At 42.0% G+C, this 20,084-nt stretch carries 16 protein-coding genes; 9 read left to right on the plus strand and 7 right to left on the minus strand.

The window, feature by feature from the left end:
* Window positions 1–183 precede the first annotated feature (183 nt).
* Window positions 184–396 carry a chlorophyll a/b-binding protein gene (locus ACM0OW_RS03090; RefSeq protein ID WP_414548570.1) on the minus strand — a complete coding sequence of 71 codons (213 nt, stop codon included), beginning with the start codon at window positions 394–396 and terminating at the stop codon, window positions 184–186.
* A gap of 43 nt (window positions 397–439) precedes the next feature.
* On the minus strand, window positions 440–652 hold the full coding sequence (locus tag ACM0OW_RS03095) for a chlorophyll a/b-binding protein (protein ID WP_414548571.1): 213 nt from the start codon (window positions 650–652) through the stop codon (window positions 440–442).
* 636 nt (window positions 653–1,288) lie between these two features.
* Here ACM0OW_RS03095 and ACM0OW_RS03100 point away from each other — a divergent pair.
* A complete protein-coding gene (locus ACM0OW_RS03100; RefSeq protein WP_414548572.1) occupies window positions 1,289–4,408 on the plus strand; it encodes an MFS transporter in 3,120 nt (1,039 codons plus the stop codon).
* Window positions 4,409–4,628: 220 nt separating this feature from the next.
* Here ACM0OW_RS03100 and ACM0OW_RS03105 read toward each other — a convergent pair whose 3' ends face one another.
* From ACM0OW_RS03105 to ACM0OW_RS03115, 3 genes are all read right to left on the minus strand, one after another.
* Window positions 4,629–5,507: an NAD(P)-dependent oxidoreductase gene (locus tag ACM0OW_RS03105; RefSeq protein ID WP_414548573.1), complete on the minus strand. Its 879-nt coding sequence runs from the start codon at window positions 5,505–5,507 to the stop codon at window positions 4,629–4,631.
* Window positions 5,508–6,116: 609 nt separating this feature from the next.
* The gene (locus tag ACM0OW_RS03110) at window positions 6,117–7,289 is read right to left on the minus strand and encodes a class I SAM-dependent methyltransferase (RefSeq protein ID WP_414548574.1); all 1,173 of its coding nucleotides are present in this window, start codon (window positions 7,287–7,289) and stop codon (window positions 6,117–6,119) included.
* Between the two features lie 146 nt (window positions 7,290–7,435).
* Window positions 7,436–7,942, minus strand: coding sequence for a pentapeptide repeat-containing protein (locus ACM0OW_RS03115; RefSeq protein WP_414548575.1), 507 nt, complete (start codon window positions 7,940–7,942; stop codon window positions 7,436–7,438).
* Window positions 7,943–8,212: 270 nt separating this feature from the next.
* Here ACM0OW_RS03115 and ACM0OW_RS03120 point away from each other — a divergent pair, with 270 nt between their 5' ends.
* From ACM0OW_RS03120 to ACM0OW_RS03155, 8 genes are all read left to right on the plus strand, one after another.
* Window positions 8,213–8,509: a hypothetical protein gene (locus tag ACM0OW_RS03120; protein WP_414548576.1), complete on the plus strand. Its 297-nt coding sequence runs from the start codon at window positions 8,213–8,215 to the stop codon at window positions 8,507–8,509.
* Window positions 8,506–8,883 (plus strand): type II toxin-antitoxin system VapC family toxin, encoded by a 378-nt coding sequence (locus tag ACM0OW_RS03125; protein WP_414548577.1) that lies wholly within the window; start codon window positions 8,506–8,508, stop codon window positions 8,881–8,883. The genes ACM0OW_RS03120 and ACM0OW_RS03125 overlap by 4 nt, the downstream gene beginning before the upstream one ends.
* Before the next feature lie 462 nt (window positions 8,884–9,345).
* On the plus strand, window positions 9,346–10,686 hold the full coding sequence (locus tag ACM0OW_RS03130) for a mechanosensitive ion channel family protein (protein WP_414548578.1): 1,341 nt from the start codon (window positions 9,346–9,348) through the stop codon (window positions 10,684–10,686).
* A 51-nt stretch (window positions 10,687–10,737) separates the two neighbouring features.
* Window positions 10,738–11,091 (plus strand): YhjD/YihY/BrkB family envelope integrity protein, encoded by a 354-nt coding sequence (locus tag ACM0OW_RS03135; protein WP_414548579.1) that lies wholly within the window; start codon window positions 10,738–10,740, stop codon window positions 11,089–11,091.
* Window positions 11,092–11,276: 185 nt separating this feature from the next.
* Window positions 11,277–12,314, plus strand: coding sequence for an AI-2E family transporter (locus ACM0OW_RS03140; RefSeq protein ID WP_414548580.1), 1,038 nt, complete (start codon window positions 11,277–11,279; stop codon window positions 12,312–12,314).
* Between the two features lie 232 nt (window positions 12,315–12,546).
* The gene (fni, locus tag ACM0OW_RS03145; RefSeq protein WP_414548581.1) at window positions 12,547–13,596 is read left to right on the plus strand and encodes a type 2 isopentenyl-diphosphate Delta-isomerase; all 1,050 of its coding nucleotides are present in this window, start codon (window positions 12,547–12,549) and stop codon (window positions 13,594–13,596) included.
* A gap of 83 nt (window positions 13,597–13,679) precedes the next feature.
* On the plus strand, window positions 13,680–15,515 hold the full coding sequence (sppA, locus tag ACM0OW_RS03150) for a signal peptide peptidase SppA (protein WP_414548582.1): 1,836 nt from the start codon (window positions 13,680–13,682) through the stop codon (window positions 15,513–15,515).
* Window positions 15,516–16,172: 657 nt separating this feature from the next.
* Window positions 16,173–16,391, plus strand: a complete 219-nt coding sequence (locus ACM0OW_RS03155) for a DUF4327 family protein (RefSeq protein WP_414548583.1) — start codon at window positions 16,173–16,175, stop codon at window positions 16,389–16,391.
* 65 nt (window positions 16,392–16,456) lie between these two features.
* Here the strand turns inward: ACM0OW_RS03155 and ACM0OW_RS03160 are convergent, their stop codons facing one another.
* Entirely contained in the window at window positions 16,457–17,713 is a 1,257-nt protein-coding gene (locus tag ACM0OW_RS03160) for a protein kinase domain-containing protein (protein ID WP_414548584.1), read from the minus strand.
* Between the two features lie 378 nt (window positions 17,714–18,091).
* Window positions 18,092–20,083 (minus strand): serine/threonine phosphatase, encoded by a 1,992-nt coding sequence (locus tag ACM0OW_RS03165; protein ID WP_414548585.1) that lies wholly within the window; start codon window positions 20,081–20,083, stop codon window positions 18,092–18,094.
* Window position 20,084: the final 1 nt, after the last annotated feature.

A 20,084-nucleotide genomic window follows, 5' to 3' on the forward strand; every position in this document is an offset into this window, starting at 1 on the left:
GACGGTACAGGAAGTTCTTTACAGGGGTTTTGACATGATTACAAATCGTGTTCATACTTCAAATCAGCCCAAAAAAGGGCGTGCTTCAAAAGGCGGTCACCAATTTTGGTTCCGCCTTCTCACATTTGTATTATTGAGGAGTTAATAACTGTCAAATTTTAGCTCCTCGTACCACATTCAGGACTAATATCTAACAAAGTGGAGTATGTCCCGTAAGACACTATATCCAGCTAAATCCCAAAGTAAGTAAGCCAGAAAACCAATCATTGCTAGCCGACCATTCCACAGTTCGGCTTGAGGATTAAAACCAAACAGAAATGAATTGCGGTCTACACCGTTATAAGCTTTAGCAACTGGTGGTAAATCGGTGGAAGGACGAGTTTCTCTAGTTTCCATTTTTTTTACTCCAAAATCAAACTAATTCTTCAGTATTTAAGCGTTAATAACCAATGAGATGTAGCACGTCCCGTAGAACGCTATATCCAGCTAAATCCCAAAGTAAATAGGCAAGAAAGCCAATCATTGCGAACCGACCATTCCACAGTTCGGCTTGAGGAGTCCAACCAAATAGAAATGTATTGCGGTCTCTACCATTGTATTCCAGTGCAACTGGTGGTAAATCAGTGGAAGGGCGAGTCTCTCGAGTTTCCATGTTTTTGTCCTAAATCATTTATTGCTTAACTTAAATTTACCAATTAATCAGTAAATTGCTGTCCACCTGTAGGTACAAACTACACGCACCTCTTGCGGACGATTATCAGAAACTTATACGTAAGGGCATATCCACCTTGAGGAGGTGATAGAAATGCTAATTATAAATAAATGTAAATTAACACTTGAGTAAAGAGCATATCTCTATAATTTAAAAATTAATAGTTATGAGTTATCAGTTACTAGTCAAGAGACATAACTGTGTTGATTTTCTAAGACATCGGGGTTAAGTGACAACTGAAAACTGATAACCCAAATCTGATGAGTGATTGGTGTTGATTGCAGGTCTAAATCCCCTAAAGTAACACTTAGTAACTGCTTACTGTTCACTGTTAACTGATTTAAATAGCTACGATTTATTTATCAAAATTTACCTTGTGAGATACCCAAACTTCTACCTAGCGTTAGATATGGTTTTCAAACTTTAGGGGGATGCACTAAACAGCTAAATTCCAGGATTCTGTAAAGTGATGAAGAGTTGGGTATTGCCATATATACACCGAATAAATAGATGTTTATTTGCTTCTGATGAAATTCCTCATCCTCCCCAAATTTAACCCTAGAAAAAGGAAATATAATGTTTCAATGTACGGAAAATTTACTGGGAGTCTACAACCCACTATTGTGGTTGGCACAGATTCCGGTAGTTCCCACGGGGATTACACCAGCGCAAGCATCAGTTCTTAATTCTGGGCCGCGCTTTTTTGTCGCTTTAATCTCTGGTGTGATTCTCTCTTTTGCTTTCCAACTAGTATTAACTAACCTCTCCGTCGCTGCTGGTATATCCTACTTGGGGCGGCCATCTGACTCAGATGGGACTGTTGGGGAAGCGGGAAGTTTCGGTGGCACAATTCGCAAAATTGGCACAGCACTGGGTTTGTGGACATTAGTGACTGTAACGATCGCTTTATTAATCGCTTGCTTTCTCTCAGTAAAATTAAGTCTACTGGTTTTAGATCCCAGACTGGGAGCAATTCTGGGATTAGTCATCTGGGGCGCATATTTTTTGCTTCTGGTGTGGGTGAGTTCGACTACCGTGGGTTCCTTAGTTGGTTCGGTAGTCAATTCCGCTACTTCCGGTTTTCAGGCGATTATGGGTACTGCTACGGCTGCACTGGGTGCTAAAGCGGTGAATCAGCAGGTAGTAGCAACAGCTGAAGCTGCGGCGGCTGCTGTGCGTCGGGAATTAGGGAATGCTGTTGATCCTGCTAGTATTCGAGAAAATATCGAAGATTACCTCGAACAGCTACGTCCCCCAGAATTAGATTTATCCCGCATTCGTGGGGATTTTGAAAGTTTACTCAAAGATCCGCAATTTCAAGCCATCGCCGGCAGTCCAGACCTCCGCCACATTGACCGCCAAAAGTTTATTGATTTAGTCAGCAGTCGCACCGACCTTTCTAAACGAGATGTTAACCGAATCACCGATACCCTATACAATGTTTGGCAGCAGGTAGTAAGTCAACAACAACCCATCCAAGACAACTTAGGTGAGTTAGTCAATTATCTCAAATCACTGCCACCAGGACAAGCGAAGACAGATGAACTCAACGCCAAATTGGATCGGTTAATTTCACAAAGGCGGACTTCTGAGACAGGAACACCAGCAGAAAAACCTGGTATGATGCAACAGACCTTACAACAGGGAATCACTGCACTGACTGGTATTGTGTTGGGAAGAGCAGATTTATCTGATATTGATGTAGAGAAAATTTGGCGATCGCTGACTACAGCCAAAGACAAAGCCACGGCACAAGCTGATAAACTGGGTTTACCCATGCCATCAGAACCCTATAGCCCCATTCGGGCTGATGTAGAAAACTATCTACTCAACACCTACTCTTGGCAATTGAGTCCAGGAAGAATCGCCGCAGAATTTCGTAATGTCATTTATGACCCAGCCGCAGACCCTGGTATAGTTAAAAGGGAACTAGAACGGCTTGATCGCCAAGATTTCGCCAATACATTGCAACAACGAGGACTACTAACTCAAGAACAAATCCAGGGTATTAGCGACCAGCTAGAAACTGTACGTCAAGAGGTATTAATCGTAGTCAGCGCTGCTGAACAAAGAGAGATTGCACAAGACTTGCAACGGCGAGTAGAAAGTTATCTCTTGGTGACTGATAAAGCAGATTTGACTTCAGAAGGAATTGAGCAAAACTTTAAACCATTATTAGAAGACTCAGAAGCAGATTACGAAACTCTTTCGCTGCGATTGTCACAATTTGATCGCCAGGGAATGCAGGAAATCTTGCTAGAACGCAATGATCTTCAACCATACGAAGTAGACCCGATTCTCAACGACTTAGAAGACCAACGCGATCGCGTTTTGGTAGAATCTCAAGGATTGGCAGAACAAGCTAAATATCAAGCCGAAACCCTATGGTTGAATGTAGAATCATATCTGCGGAATACTGGCAAAGCCGAGTTAAATCCTGATGCGATTCGTGCTGATATTCAAAAGCTGATTGAAGATCCCCAATCGGGAATGATCGCTATGCGTGCGCGATTAGCTCGCTTTGACCGTAATACTTTAGTACAGTTATTGAGTCAACGCCAAGACTTGAGTGAACAGCAAGTTAATCAAATCATTGATGCTGTGGAAGACTCTTGGCATAATATCCGCCATACACCCCAAGCTTTAGCACACAAAGCCAAGGAACAGTACGACTCTGTAACCGCGACCATTGCCGATTATTTGCGGAATACTGGCAAACAAGAGTTAAATCCTGAAGGTATTCAACGAGATTTTACCAGATTATTTGAACAGCCCAGAGAAGGAGCCGTAGCTCTGCGCCGTCGCTTGTCTCAGGTAGACCGAGATACTTTAGTCCAGTTACTCAGTCAACGACGAGATTTAAGTGAAGAACAAGTCAATGAAGTCATTGATTCTGTACAAACTTCGATTCAGAATATTGTGCGCGCGCCTCGTCGTTTAGCTACCCGCACACAGCAAAGAATAGAAACATTCCAAGCTTATTTACAAGAGTATTTGCGGCAAACTGGTAAAGAAGAACTCAACCCAGAAGCGATTAAACGCGACGTACAATTATTGTTGCATGATCCGCGCGTGGGAATGGAAAGTTTGAGCGATCGCCTGTCCCATTTCGACCGTGACACAGTGATCGCTTTGCTGAAAATTCGCGAAGATATGACTGATGCAGAAGCCGCCACAATTGCCGATAATATCGTCTCCGTGCGGGATCAATTTGTAGAACAAATCAGTGGGATTCAACGGCGGATTCAAGATGTGGTAGAAGGGATTTTTGCCCGGATTCGTAATTATCTCAACTCCTTAGAGCGTCCTGAACTTAACTATGACGGCATCAAGCGTGATGTTCGCACGTTCTTTGACGATCCACAGGCAGGGTTTGATGCGTTACGCGATCGCCTGTCACATTTCGACCGCGACACCCTAGTGGCGATTCTCAGTTCCCGTGAGGACATATCTGAAGCGGATGTCAACCGAGTTATTGACCAAATTGAAGGCGCACGGAACAAAGTATTACAACGCGCCGAACGCTTACAGCATGAAACCCAACGCCGTCTAGAAGAAGTCAAGCATCAAGCACAACTGCAAGCAGAAGAAACCCGCAAAGCCGCCGCCACAGCTTCTTGGTGGTTGTTTGCCACTGCCTTCGTCTCAGCCGTATTTGCCGCATTAGGAGGAGCGCTAGCCGTGGTTTTGGTGTAATTCGTAGTTCGTAGTTCGTAATTCGTAATTCGTAATTCCGATACTACAAGCGTTTCATTGATGTGGAATGGGTGGTTGATTTACGCCGTGCTGTACTAGGAATTGGGACTGGGTATTGAGAAAAACTTTCTCCCTCCCTGCTCCCTGCTCCCTACTCCCCTGCTCCCTACTCCCCTGCTCCCTGCTCCCCTGCTCCCTGCCCCCTGCACCCCTGCCTCTTCTACTCCCCAACTCCTTCTCCCCATTGATTAATGGCAGAAAATATTGATGAGTAGTCATCATTAGCAAATGACATTTTTACGGCTGTTTGCACAAGTTGGCGCACAGCTTCAATACTGCCGAGATCCAAACCCAGTGATTTGGCTTCTGAGATAAACAAATCTGTATCTTTGAGTAAGTGTTTTGTGGGGAAATTGGGGTTGGTATAATTGCCATCTAACATCCGCCGAAATTTTTTGTCGAAAGTAGGCGCATAAAGTGAACTTTCGCGCAGGATTTGCATAAATAAATCTATGTCAATACCTTGACGCTCAACAAAAGCTAAACTCAGCGCAAAGCTAGTGGTTAGGGAAGCAATGAGTTGATTTAGTGCCAATTTTACCCCAGCCGCAGCACCTACTGAACCTATAAGTAATGGTTCTGAACCGAAATTTTGCAGTAGTTTTAAATGGCGTTGATATTGTTCTGGTTCAGCACCTACCATCACAATTAGCTTGCCAGCCTTTGCTTCGGGAATACTACCTAATACGGGAGCTTCTATATACTCGCCACCACCACCAATTACGGCATCTCTAATTTCTTGGCTTTCTGTGGGAGTAATAGTTCCCATCTGAATCACAGTCCGCCCTTCTAGTGTTCTCCAAGAAGTATCAGAAAGCAGAACATGATAAATTGCGGCGGCGTTAGTCAGCATGAGAATAATGCAATCAGCCGCCCGAATTGCTTGACGGGGATGTACGGCAATTTCCGCACCAGCTGCCTGTAATGGGGCTAATTTTTCTGGGGTGCGATTGTAGGCCACTAGCTCGATGTTGGCTGCTAACAACCTTTGAGCCATCGGTAATCCCATGAGTCCAGTTCCCAGAAATGCCACCTTCATTTTTCACGTTCCTTTAGTACAGGTGTAGCTAGTCCTATAGCAGTTATCGGTTGAGTGAGTGAGATACAAGAACCCCACCCCCAACCCCCTCCCCCCCAACGAGGCTACGGTGTACACACAAGTGATCTGATCCCCCTAAATCCCCCTAAACCCCTTCGGGGATGCGCCTTCGGCGTAGAAAAAGGGGGACTTTGATTCTAGTTCCCCCCTTATCAAGGGGGGTTAGGGGGGATCGAAACGCTCTTAGGCAACTTGATAAGACTTGTGTGTACACGGTAGCCCAACGAGGAGGGGGCTATGATGTACTTCATTCAAGTGCATACCGCTATATGTTTGATTGTACGTTTACTGAACAATTATCTTTGTCCAGTGATAACTGTTCACTGTTTACTGATAACTGACTAAAAATCAGCCACCTGCGGCGAATGTCACCATAATGATTACGGATAGCAAGATGCCGGGGCTAAGTAATGTTATTAATAAAAAAAGTTCATGAGCCGTCATAATTAATACTTTCCTGTTATCTTTATCTGCACAGTAGTCAATGTCATGCTAATCTATATCACCATCAGATAGCATTGTTAAAGACTGTTTTAACTTTTCTCAAGTTTAACCTGGCACTGTTAGCCCTTTGAGCGGTTGAGTTATTTCTGTCTGCTGGAGTCCTTTGCTTTGAACTAACACGCCAAAGTTACCTAATTCCGTAGGGTCTATCAGTTGGTGTAATGCTTCGCGTCGTTGCAGCAGTTGTGAGAGGGGTAATTCTTGCTGAGAAATGGCGGAAAGACGCTCGCCTAAACCCAAAGCCATTAAAAATAACCCTTGCTGGATAAAGCCGATTTTTTTTAACTTGAAGCGATCGCCCCAGCGTTCCAAAGCTGTAAAATCAACATGGGCGGTAATATCTTGCATCCCGACGTTGATATAAGGGTTATCGTGGTGGCGATGATTGTAGTAGCACTGTAAACTTCCTTGGGAACGCCTGGGATTATAATAACGATCAGCCGGGTAGCCATAATCAATAGTTAACACATACCCCCGATGCAAGCGGTCTGCTACAATACTCAACCAGTCACCAGCCGCCAAACTAATTTCACTGCGATAGCCATCTTCATAACCACGAGCCGTTAAATCAATCTCTACTAAATCCAGATATTTTTGCAGTTCAGGTGTAGAAAGTTTTCCCGTAACTTCCACAAATACCGGCTCAGACTCATCTTTCCCGGTTGTCACATAAACTTCGTGCATTTCCCCATCTGCTAAAATAAACTGATGTACAGGCAAAGCATCCACCAATTCATTAGAAAAAAAGCAGCCAGTTATCGAGTCAGAAGGGATATCTGCTAAACTGCACCAACGCACAGAAAAATTTTGCAAACGTTGCTGCTGTTCTTGCTGAAATCCTGGCGACTTTTCCACAATCACATAATCCAGCGCCGCAAAAAAATCTGGATGATTTAGCTGAGAGTAATTGAGGATATGCATAGCCAGCAGACCTTGACCGGCTCCCATTTCCACCAAAGAAAACGGTACAGGACGGGCTAAAATCTCCCACATCTGCCAAAATTGTTCCGCCAGTAACTCGCCAAAATCAGCACCAAGATGAGGCGAAGTAAAAAAATCACTACCCTCAAATCCAATTTTCACAGCATGGCTAGAATAGTAACCGTGTTCAGGGTGATATAAAGCCAGATCCATAAATTCAGCGAAAGTAATTCGCCCTTGAGGACTGGTAGAAATATGATAGGCGATCGCGTTACACAATGCTGGATTTGAAGTCATGGAAAAACTATAAAAATGTAGGGTATGGCTACGCTAAAGCTACAGCGTCACCCACCATCATCCTAAAACACCCGCCCTGGAGTCGCATTAAAATCCCCCCTCTCCTTGATAAGGAGAGGGGCTGGGGGTGAGGTTCTTCCCTATTCCTAATCTAAAATTGTTCCGCCTACATCCGCATTCTCTAAATTAGCACCATTCAAATTAGCCGCGTGCAAATCAGCTTCAGAAAGATTTGCATGAGTCAAATCAGCTACACTTAAATCGGCTCCACTTAGGTCTGCGCCATCTAAATTTGCTGCTTGTAAATTTGCTTCCTGCAAATCGGCCGCACTTAAATCAGTTTCAATCAGCTTGGCAAGTTCCAAATTAGCCTGACTCAAATCAGCACCATCTAAAATAGCACCATCTAAAATAGCACCAACTAACTTGCTTTCAGTCAGATTAGCATTACTCAAATCGGCTCCATTCAGGTCAGCTTCAATCAAACTGGTTTGGACTAAATTAGCATAATTCAGTTTAGCGCCATCTAAAATAGCTCTATCTAAAATTGCGCCACTGAGGTCAGATTCTCTTAAATCCGCCTCGCTGAGATTAACGCCAGTAAAATCTCTAACGCCTGCATTATAGCTTTTCAGGAGTTCGTGTACTTTCATATTTGTCGTGCGAGGATCTGTTAATTCGGTTAGTAATTTTGAGAAAATCCAGATTGAGTTCAGCAATCCTCAGTACGCGCTGCCAAGAATTAATGTGGTGAATTCTGGTTTCCATTTATCTAGATTATCTATTTTAAATTGCTTCTGCCACTATCTAGAGTAGTAAATTAATTTCATCCTTTAGAAATATATATTAAATAATTGCCCCTCGACAAATGATATACTGTTAAAATAAGTCTTTTTATTCTGTGATTAATAAGGGAAACAAAAATGATAGCCCAAGAAATAATGGGAAGTGTTGACCAAAACGGTCAACTTTGTTTAGATACCCCCTTAATGGCTCACAAACATAGCCGTGTCAAAGTAATTGTTTTGTTCATAGATGATGAAAATGATTCTGGTTTAAGCAATTTGGAAACTTCGCTTAAAAATACACCAGTTTCTCAATTTGGGGAAGCAGTTGACCAGGACTATGAAAAAATTACTCAATCCCAAGGCATTTTAAAGCATAAAAAAGCAGCTATGCTGGCTCATTTAGATACTCTGCGTCAGGAATGGGACGAATGAGATATATTTATGATACGAATATTTTTATTTACTATCTGGCTGATGAGTTAACAGTTAGTTCATTATTTACAGAAAAATTTCTGCATTTGCACGAAGTCCTTATTTCACCAATTATCCGTATGGAATTACTGAGTTTTGCGGGTTTATCAGCAGATGAACAGCAGTCGATTGAAGATTTACTATCTCAGTTTAAGTCAGTTCCACTGTTAAGAGATATTGAAGATCAAACAATTAAATTAAAACGACTATACAAAATTAAGCTTCCTGATGCAATTATCGCTGCTACAGCAATACATCAAGATGCAGTTTTAATTACAAGAAATGTTAATGATTTTCAAGGAATTACTGGACTAAAGATTGATAATCCTTTTTAACGCAAAGGTATGCGGAGGTTTAAATTGAGATTGCTGCAACTGGGGCAAAATTTCGTATCTTCGTGAACTGGCGGGTTATCACACTCTGGATTGAGACAACATATCTGGTTCATAGCTGGGTGGCGATAGACACATTTATTATAAAATATTTATCAGTATATAGGAAATTATGGCAATATAAAAAGAGGCTCAGATCCCCGACTTCTTGAAGAAGTCGGGGATCTTTGTTTTCGTAACTTATTTAGGATGGCTATATCTATAGTAGTAAGTTTATATCATCCTGAAGAGAGATATTTAGTAATTGTTATAAATCAATACTGAGGGTCAAGCGATCGCACTGAATATTATGATATAAATCAAACAAATTCCACTGATTTTTTGAACAATGAGAACTGGCGATCGCTCAGTTATACTTCTTAAAAGTGGGGAATCTCTTTTAGTGACAAAATTACTCTCTTAACAATGATGGTGAGTTTCATTCCAAAAGTTAATAGCAGATATTACTCCCGCCAATTTCTAGCTGTAATCTTCCTCTTGAGTGTGCTAATTGTACCTACACAAAAAGCCATCTCACAGGAGGTTTCCCCTATACCTGTAACATCCCCATCCTCTGAAACCGAAGACACTCCCACAACTGGACTATTTTTTGCTGACATCCTCGTTAGAGGACGGCCTGTGTTTCAAATTGGTAGCTTGGGAGAACTCACTGCTACACAACGGGCGCAGATTATCAATCGCCGCATTGCTAGCATTTTAGTCCGTTCCCCAACTGACAAACAAGTTTCTGTAGTCACAGATTCCCAGCGTGGTATCGCCACATTACAACTGAATAACCGGGTTTTGATGACTGTCACCCAACAAGATGCCGAAGATTTTAACTTAGAAGTGGAAGCATTAGGACAATGGTGGGCAAATCAGTTAAATCGAGCATTTGACCAACCTCCACTAGCAATTGATGTGGGGCAAAGATTATTATCAACCCTGAGAACATTTCAGCGAGAAACCATCGATAACCTCCCCTCTGTTTTAGGAATGCTATTAGTAGTAATTATGACAGGAATAATAGCAGCTATTATGCGCCATCTCACCCTGACTGGGGCGCAACATTGGGAAGTAGATCGCAACTCGAAAATATTAGTTAGTCGTTTAGTATATGGCTTTATTTGGGTAATAGGTTCAATTGTAGCTTTGGGAGTTTTAGGGTTAGACTTTGCCACATTACTGGGAACTTTGGGATTAACCAGTGTAGCCATAGGTTTTAGTCTTAAAGACATTTTAAGTAACTATTTTTCTGGTATTATTTTACTGGTATCTCGTTCATTTCATTTAGGAGACCAGATAGTTATTAAAGAATTTGAAGGTACTGTTACCCAAATTCAACTGCGAGCTACAACTTTAAAAACTTACGATGGGCGTGTGGTTTATATCCCTAATCAAGAAGTTTTTAGTGCCATCATTATTAATAATACAGCCACAACGATTCGCCGCAATACCATTATAGTTGGTATTAATTATAATGCAAATATTGCCAAGGCTAAAAAAGTTATAAATGATGCTGTTTTGGAAGTGCCAGGAATTGAAAAAGAACCAAAACCAGATGTCTTAGTCCGCGAATTAGCTGCTAGTACAGTTAATATTGAAGTGCGGTGTTGGGTAAATTCTCGGCGATTAACATTCTTAGAAACAACTTCTTTAATGGCTCAAGCAATTAAAGAGGCATTAGAAGCAGCACAAATTGATATGCCGACAGATATTTACACATTGAAATTTAGTGATGTCTTAGCAGTTTCAGATCAAAAATAGCAAAAATAAATTGCCTTTTATGCCTATTTCTTGATTCAAAAATTATTGGACATGGTGACTTTGCAGAAAATTCGGCGATTATTTAGAGAAATTGCTTCGGAGTGGCAAGTTAACGAAGTCTCTTTATTAGCTTCATCACTAGCATATTACACAGTGTTTTTCCTAGCGCCACTGATGGTACTAGTGATTATGATTGTGGGGACAATTTTTGGGGAAGCTGCGGTTCAAGACGAGTTGAGTTCTCAGTTGAGTAAACTGTTTGGTGAGGAGGGGGCGCAATTAATCTCTACAGCTATTGCCAATTTGAAAGTCGATCCTGGAGAACAAACCTGGCAAATTCTGCTGAATATTGCTTTTTACTATTTGGTGCGACTGGAGTATTTACCCAAATTCAAACAGCACTAGACAGGATTTGGGAGGTAAAGCCAGCCCCAGGACACCGTGTTTTTAATTTATTGCGTAAAACAGTCATCTAAACCGAAAAAACGTTACCGTAGATAAATGAAATTATCTTTAATTATTTAAGACAATTTTTTCGGCAGGTATCGATAATTATTCCTGATTAGTATCAGATAAAATTTGTCTAATTTATGAATGAGCCAAGTGTCAAAAGATTTTGGGATCAATTAAATCATACAAAGCTATTACGCTATGTATTACTATTAGCTATTGGTTGGGCAATTGTTCAAGTTATGGCTTATTTTTCTACAGTAATTGTTATTTTTATGTTTGCTGGTATTCTCGCATTTTTACTGAGTTATCCAGTTAAGTGGTCTGAACGCTTTTTACCACATGGTATTGCGGTTATTATAGTTTTTTTACTGAGTCTGGTGATTTTGGGTGGGTTGATAGCAACCCTGGGCTTTGCGATATTATCTCAATTTCAACAAATAATTGAACAAGCGCCTCAATTTATTGATTATGTAATTTCTATATTAGAATCTTTACAAAAAATCCTAACTAGATTCAATTTTAATATAGATTTAAAAGCAGTTGAAGAGGAGTTACGCAATCAAATTCTAGTAGGTATTGGCACGGGCTGGTCAACGTTTCAAGTTTTATTAACTAATTTAGTCGATTTAATTTTGATTGCTGTTGTAGCTTTTTTTATGTTGTTGGATGGTCAAAGAGTTTGGAATTTCATGATCAAAATTTTACCACGAAATGTTCGTCATAAGTTTACCCTAGCCGTCCAACAAAACTTTTTAGGCTTCTTTTGGGGTCGTTTATTATTATCTTTATTTTTTGGTGTTTCAATATTTGTTGTATTTGTTTTTCTGCAACTACCTTATGCCTTATTTTTAGCAGCGATCGCCGGAGTATTTGATTTAATTCCTGGCATTGGGGCTACAATTGGAATTACCCTAGTTTCTCTGATTGTTTTACCTCAAGGAATTTGGCTGAGTGTGAAAGTCTTAATCGGTTGCGTTGTCCTTCAGCAAATCGAAGAAAATCTACTTATGCCGCGCATTATGCAAGGCTCAATCAATATGAATCCTGTCTTCATGTTCTTTGCTTTATTAGTAGGTGCAAGAGTGGCGGGTTTAGTAGGTATTTTTCTCTCAATTCCTCTAGCAGGAGTATTAATTAGTATGTTTAAAGTTGAAGAAATGCAGGGGGGAAATTAGCCCAACAGAATCCTTCCCATTTGTAGAGACGCGATTCATCGCGTCTATTCATAGATTCATAGATTCATCGCGTCTATATTTCCAGCGTCTTTCTCATAACGAACCGCTTTCGCGTTAGCGTCTCCCTTTGGGAGAAAGGCACAAAGTACACAAAGGAAAGAAGGAAATCAGACCATAAAAATCCGATAACTGTAACAATAGTGAAAACAACTGCTTTAAGTTAGATTTACCAGTGAACGCCTCTACCCACAACTCAGAACAAATCCAGTCACGCAAAGCAGATCATATCCGGATCTGTTTGGAAGAAGATGTTCAATTTCGTCAACTCAGCAGTGGACTGGAACGCTATCGCTTTAACCACTGCTGCTTACCAGAACTAAACTACGACGATATTGATCTTAGTACAACTTTCCTGGGGAAAGACCTCGCAGCACCTCTGTTAATCTCTTCTATGACGGGAGGAACAGAACAAGCTGCAATCATTAACCAGCGTCTGGCAACAGTAGCTCAACACTATAAAATTGCTATGGGTGTTGGTTCCCAACGGGTAGCTGTGGAAAAACCTCAAGTGGCTGATACCTTTGCTATCCGCAAGTACGCGCCCGATGTTTTGCTATTTGCCAATTTGGGCGCAGTACAACTGAATTACAAGTATGGCTTGGATGAATGTCTCAAGATTATTGATATTTTAGAGGCTGATGCCCTGATTTTACATATTAACCCACTGCAAGAGTGTATTCAGCCTAGTGGTGATACTAACTTTCGAGGATTGCTTGACAAAATTAATTTATTGTGCAGTAAGTTGACAGTGCCAGTAATTGCCAAGGAAGTGGGTAATGGTATTTCTGCAACAATCACAGAAAAACTCTTAGCTGCTGGAGTGACGGCTATTGATGTGGCCGGTGCGGGTGGTACTTCTTGGGCAAAAGTGGAAAGTGAACGGGCGGAAAATGCCTTGCAAAGGCGCTTAGGTAAGACTTTTGCGGATTGGGGCTTACCAACGGCAGACTGTATTACCAGTATTCGCGCGATCGCACCTCATGTCCCCTTAATTGCTTCGGGAGGACTGCGTAATGGCTTAGATGTAGCTAAAGCGATCGCTCTAGGAGCAGATATTGCCGGTTTAGCTATGCCTTTCCTCCAAGCCGCAGTGGAATCAGAAACAGCATTGTATGATTTAGTTAAGGTATTATTTGCTGAAATTACCACAGTATTATTTTGTACTGGCAACAAGACATTAAATAACTTGCAAAACTCACAAAGTTTACAAAGAATACAATAAATTGTTTCGTGATTCCTCCCACACTCCCCGATGGGTGCAAATTTGGGGCTTTTTGACGATTATGATTATGTTAAATAACTAAAATGCGTAATTTTTTCAAACAAACCTTTGCCAGTTTAATCGGTACTGTACTAGGACTGTTCATTTTCTTCGGTATCAGCACAACAGGAATATTATTACTGTTATTTGCAGTTTCCTCCTCCAGAGATACTACTCCCCAAGTCACAGATAAGTCAGTCGTGGTTTTTGACTTGTCAATGACTATTACCGATAGAGCGCCTGGTTCTGGAGAATTGCTACAACGAGCCTTATCAGGAGCCGAAGCCCCCAGGATGACCCTTCGTAGCGTTCTCGATACCTTGGAAAAAGCCAGGCTTGATCCGCGTATTGTCGGGATATATTTAGACGCAAGAGGTACAACTACATCCGGTAACACGGGCTTTGCTTCCCTAACAGAAATTCGCCAGGCGTTGGAGAAGTTCCGCGAATCGGGAAAAAAGGTTGTCGCCTATGGAATGGGTTTAAGTGAACGGGACTATTACCTGAGTTCGGTGGCGGATACAATCATCCTGAATCCTATCGGCTTGATGGAAGTTAAAGGTTTGAGTAGCCAACCGATGTTTCTGGCTGGGGCTTTAGAAAAGTTCGGGCTTGGTGTTCAGGTAGTGCGGGTGGGCAAATTTAAAGGCGGAATCGAACCATTTATCCTGAACGAATTAAGTCCAGAAAACCGCCAACAAATTCAAAAATTACTTGACGATGTTTGGGGCGATTGGCGGACTACAGTCGGTTCTAATCGTAAAATTACCCCTCAAAAGTTGCAAGCGATCGCAGATACTCAAGCAATCCTGACAGCCAGCGAAGCTAAAGCCAGTGGTTTGGTAGATCAAGTAGCATATATGGATGAGGTAGTTACTGACCTCAAAAAATTGACAGCCAGCAAAGAAACAGATCGGACTTTCCGGCAAATTAATCTCCGAAACTACGCTGAAGTTCCCGATAAAGCCTTGGGTGTAGAACGCAACTCCCAAAATAAAATTGCTGTAGTTTATGCTGAAGGCGAGATTGTCGATGGGCAAGGGGAAGATGAGCAAGTCGGAGGCGATCGCTTTGCGAGAATTTTGAATCAAATCCGCCAAGATAATGATATCAAAGCAGTTGTCTTGCGAATTAATAGTCCCGGCGGCAGCGCTACGGCATCCGAGGTAATGCAGCGAGAAGTACAATTAACTCGCAAAGTCAAACCGGTTGTAGTCTCAATGGGTGATATCGCCGCCTCTGGTGGTTACTGGATTGCGAGCGATTCCAGCCGCATTTTTGCCGAACCAACTACAATTACAGGTTCTATTGGCGTGTTTGGAGTGCTGTTTAATGGGCAAAAACTAGCGAATGATAATGGTATTACCTGGGATACGGTAAAAACTGCACGTTATGCCGATAATCAAACCGTGACACGCCCGAAATCACCCCAAGAGTTAGAAATTTATCAGCGCAGCGTTAACCGGATTTATAGTCTATTCCTCGATAAAGTTGTTCAAGGTCGCAAATTACCAGCACAAAAGGTAGCAGAAATTGCCCAGGGAAGAGTTTGGTCAGGGATGGGGGCGAAAGAAATCGGTTTAGTAGATGAAATAGGCGGTCTGAATGCAGCTATTAATTATGCTGCCCAGGAAGCTAAACTGGATAACGATTGGCAATTGCAAGAATATCCCAGAGTCAGTAGCTTGGAAGAACGGTTTTTTGGACGGGCGGTTCAAGAAATCACCACTATTTTAGAGATAGCGGGAGTGTCTGTTCAACCGACTAATCCTTTGATTACGGAATTCCAGAAACTGCAACAGGAAATGCTGATTCTGCAAAAGATGAACGATCCTTACGGAATTTACACTCGTTTACCCTTTAATTTTCGCCTTGAGTAGGTTTTTCTTGGGTGTAATCACCGAATGCTGAGTGCTGAGTGCTGAGTAGAAACCAAGTAGGGGCGGGTTTACAGATACAGCAGTTTTCATGTCTTTGAACCACATTTGTCGTAGGGGCGCAAGGACTTGCACCCCTACCGCGTGGTCTATTTACCTGAAAATAGCTGTAAGCTGCTGTGGATTTTACGGACAAATATTAAATTTGTATAAAGATTGAGCAGAAGTTTGTTTAATTCTCGATGTTTGCGATAGTCTATATAAGGGTTAAATATGCGTAATCAATTGTCTTGCACCATTACGCAAAAATCATCAAAAATCCCCAGGTTCTATCGTCTTTTAAAAATCACACAGATTCTGGTGACTATAAAACAAAAAAATTTGCAGGTCGTCCCCAGTAATTTATCCATGTAATTTTTCGGACGGCTAACTTTCTCGTATAGCATTCACGATGACGGCTTGGCCTGATATAAGTTTTGTAGTGGTGATTACCGTACAAAACCGAATTTCCCAACCAACTAGTAGAGTTTGTTATGGTATAGTTAAGAGGTTAAGACTAGCTTTGCCAATTACAATACTCCACGCATCGATGAAAATTGCAAAACGGAAAGCAGTTTTGATAAAGCATTTACCAAACATAATCTGAATTGAATCGAGGCTATGACTCAGCAAGTGATTCACCCAATGGTGAAATTGCAGCGTAACGTGCAATCACTCATCGAATCTAATATCATCAAACCAACTGACAGCATTTGGAAAATCGCATTACTCTATGGCAATGACTGGCAGCACTGGAAACAGGAACTGCAAGAGTTTGGCTTTGAGATGCAAGATCCAATTGGCGATTTACTAGAAGTAGAAGCTTGGGACGAAGAGTAGGGCATAAAGCATTGGGAGTCATTATTTCTAACACTCCCAACATCCAACTCCCTATTCCCCAATCCCTATACTTTGCAAGCAGCTAATGCTCCAGCCAGTTCTTTAGCACTTTGGTAGCGATCGCGTGGCAACTGCTGCGTAACGCATTCAATAATTTCTCTCAGTTGAGGGCTAATTGTGGGAATTTTGACCACATCAAACCGGGAACTTTGACCCCGGTGGCGATAAAACTTGAAAGGATTTTCGCCAGTGAGCAGAAAAATTAGCGTCGGACCAATGGCATATAAATCGGATTGCGTTAAGGGTTGTCCTCGCTCTTGTTCAGGGGCGCAGTAACCCTCCGCACCAATCCGAGTGCCAGGGGTAGTACCAATCTCCTTCACCGCCCCAAAATCCAATACTACTATCTGATTATTGGCATTTCGCACCATCAGGTTAGCGGGTTTGATGTCACGGTGGATCAGTGGTGGCTTTTGGCGATGGAGATAGTCTAATATTTCGCAGGTTTGAATCATCCAAGCGATCGCTTGGCTAGGTGTCACTGGCCCAGTGGCATAAACTCTTTTTTCTAAATCTTGCCCATGAACTAATTCCATGGCCAAGTATTTTTTGCCACCAACCACAAAAAAGTCATAATACTTAGGAATCCCCGAATGGTCAAGGGATTTAAGGGTATGTGCCTCCCGTTCAAATAACTCTTGGGCTTTGGCAATTTTAGCCATGTCAGCATTCATTTGCTTTAAAACCAACAATTGTGGTTTTTTTTCAGTCAGACTTGCTCCATCCCAAGCCAGATAAGTAGTACCCATACCTCCCTGTCCCAGAGTTTGCAGCACCTGGTATTGGCGAATTTTATGTTGAACAGACAGAGGCTGACCGCAATGAATACAAAATAGATTATTTGGTGAATTACCTTCGTGTTTGCAGGTGTAGGCTGAACTTGTCTCAATTTTGGCTTGAGCGTTGCCACCTTCAGACTTTAGCACCAAAGTATCAGGTATCTTCTGCAATTGAAATTGTAATATTGGCCCTCCCTGCGCCAGTTGTAGTAAGGAATTATCCGGCAAAGGACACTGAAGTACAAGCTTACCGTCCAAAAAAGTGCCATTAGTACCTTTACTAAACATCTGCCAAGAAGCAACATTTGTATTTTTGGCAGAATTAATTTGCCTCAATTCCAAATGGTGTCGCGAAACCAAACTATCAGATAAAACCACATCATTATCCCCCGCGCGACCAATGCGAATCACGGAGGAATTTTCAAAGCACCACTCCTTGAGTGACGTTTTTTTTTGCGGTTCTAACAAAGTCAGAATAACCACGATACAACCTGCATAAGCTTAAACAATTAGGGATTGGGAATTAGGGAAGGGGAAGTAATCAAAATATAGTAACTGGTTTTCTACTCAGCACCCAGCACTCAGCACTGATAAATCCTGTACGGGCGGGTTTACTAAGGATTTTGGCGAACCACAGACTGACTGCTTAAACCCGCCCCTACCCATTCAGAACTCTTGTACGGGCAGGTTTACTAAGGATTTTGACAAACCACAGACTGACTGCTTAAACCCGCCCCTACCCATTCAGAACTCCTGTACGGGCGGGTTCACTAAGGATTTTGGCGAAGAACCACAGACTGACTGCTTAAACCCGCCCCTACCCACTCAGAACTTTCCTCACTCAGCACTCAGCACTTATTTTTAACTATCCATATTGGGGCGCACTTTGGCCCGGATAACTATAGCAGTAATATTGTCATGCCCATTATGTTGGTTTGCTAAATCAATTAATTCCGTCACCCCCTTTTCCAAGTTAGCGCCGGAACTAAGTAAGGGAATGAGTTGATTCTCCGCATGAATTTCTAATAGATCATTATCTGTTAAACCATCCGATGCCAGGATAAAAAGGCAATCTTCAGTAATCTCGAAAAACTCGACATCAGGATTAATTGAATTGTGATCACGAGGTCCCAAGGCTTGAGTTAGCTGGTAAGCATCTGGACGAGCATAGGCTATGCTAGCTTCCACACCTCTAGAAATTTCTCGTTGACCTACTTCGTGATCTACTGTGATTTGTTCCAATCCCCGCTTGCGTGTCAGGCGGTAAAGGCGACTATCTCCTACATGGGCGACTGCGGCTTGAGTACCTTGAATTAAGAGCATAACCAAGGTAGTACCCATTCGCTTAGTGCCAGAACGGACTTCTTCTTGATTTACCTCATAAATTGCTTGATTAGCTAAATGTACCGCCTCTGTGAGCATAGCTTCCAGGGGCATTTGTTTCTCAACCCAATGTTCATCAAAGTATTGTCTGAGAGTTTTAACTGCCAATTCACTGGCTACCTCACCTCCCGCGTGTCCACCCATCCCATCGCAAAGAATATACAAACCACGAGCTTGTAAGACTCGGTTTTTGGGCAAGTCCAACTTGCTGATTTTGGTTTCAATTCCAAAGTAGTCCTCATTATGATTACGTTGACGGCCAACATCAGTGCGTCCTGCATCTTCCAAACTATTCAATTGCATTGACAGCACAACAGTGGGCAAATCATCAACTTTAGTAGAGAAATCGTCTACATCATCTGATTGCAAAATTGTGGGTGCGGCAGTATTGTTTTCTTCCATGTGATCAGAAGTTGTGGTGATGGGTGGTTCTAATTCAGTGGCGATTTCTTCTAAACGCGATCGCAACTGCTCAATAGTCTGAATGTTACATAATTCCAAATCTTCTAAAATCTGAATTACAGAACCAAATTGAGTGCGTTGGGATTCTCTAAATAGTGCTTGCCAAACTTTCCCCAAAGCTTGGATAGTTAAAGGTTTCTCTGAGGTTGTTAATGATTCAACTTCACCCTCTTCCGAGGATACCGTTTGGGGCGGCTCATTCAGTGGTTCCAGGTACAATTGCTGTAGCGCTAGTGTTTGGTCTTCATCTAAGCGGAGATTCGATAAATCCAACAAACTTTGACGACAATTCACTGTTCCCAACACATCCCAAAGTTGGGTCATCTGATAAAAGCAGTGTAAAATCTGTAACCCCGATGTTTCCTCAGATTGCCATAAATCCAGTAAAGACTGCCAATTGGAACGGTCTTCAATTAATAGCACCTGCACATCAGATTGTTGCCAGGCATCATGAATTGTTGGTATACCTGGGTGACTTTGAGATTGTAAGACAATATAAGCTTTAGCAAGGCGAGAAATTTCACTCATTTCAACTGATGGCATCACCAGTCCCTGTTGCTGATTAGCTAGTATGGCCTCAATCGGCGATATTTGATATGGCTGACAATCCAACACTTTCACGCACATTTCAGCCTGAGACGTATTTTTCTCTCTGGCTGATAGCGGTTCTAACAATTGATAACGCTGTTCTTTGTCTAAATAAGAACCTGCTGTGAGTTGTAATAGAGAAATAGCGGGAGTAACTGAGATTCCTTGATTATCTTGTCCTACAGTCGTTTCTTCAGTTTCCTCCTCCATTTTTAATTTCCAGACATTATTCCCTTCTTTCCCAATAATTGCTTGCCAAACTGTTCCGCATTCCGCACCACAGTTATGACAAAGTTGTGCGTTCACCGGGACTTCGGTGCTGCACTCAGGACAAACCTTGTGAGTCAGGGACGCACCACAGCTTTGGCAATATTTATTTGTGTTGGGGTTTTCAAATGTACACTGAGGGCAAATCAGCATA

Origin of the sequence: Anabaena sp. CCY 0017 (assembly GCF_963920885.1) — a bacterium.
GTDB lineage: Bacteria > Cyanobacteriota > Cyanobacteriia > Cyanobacteriales > Nostocaceae > Nodularia.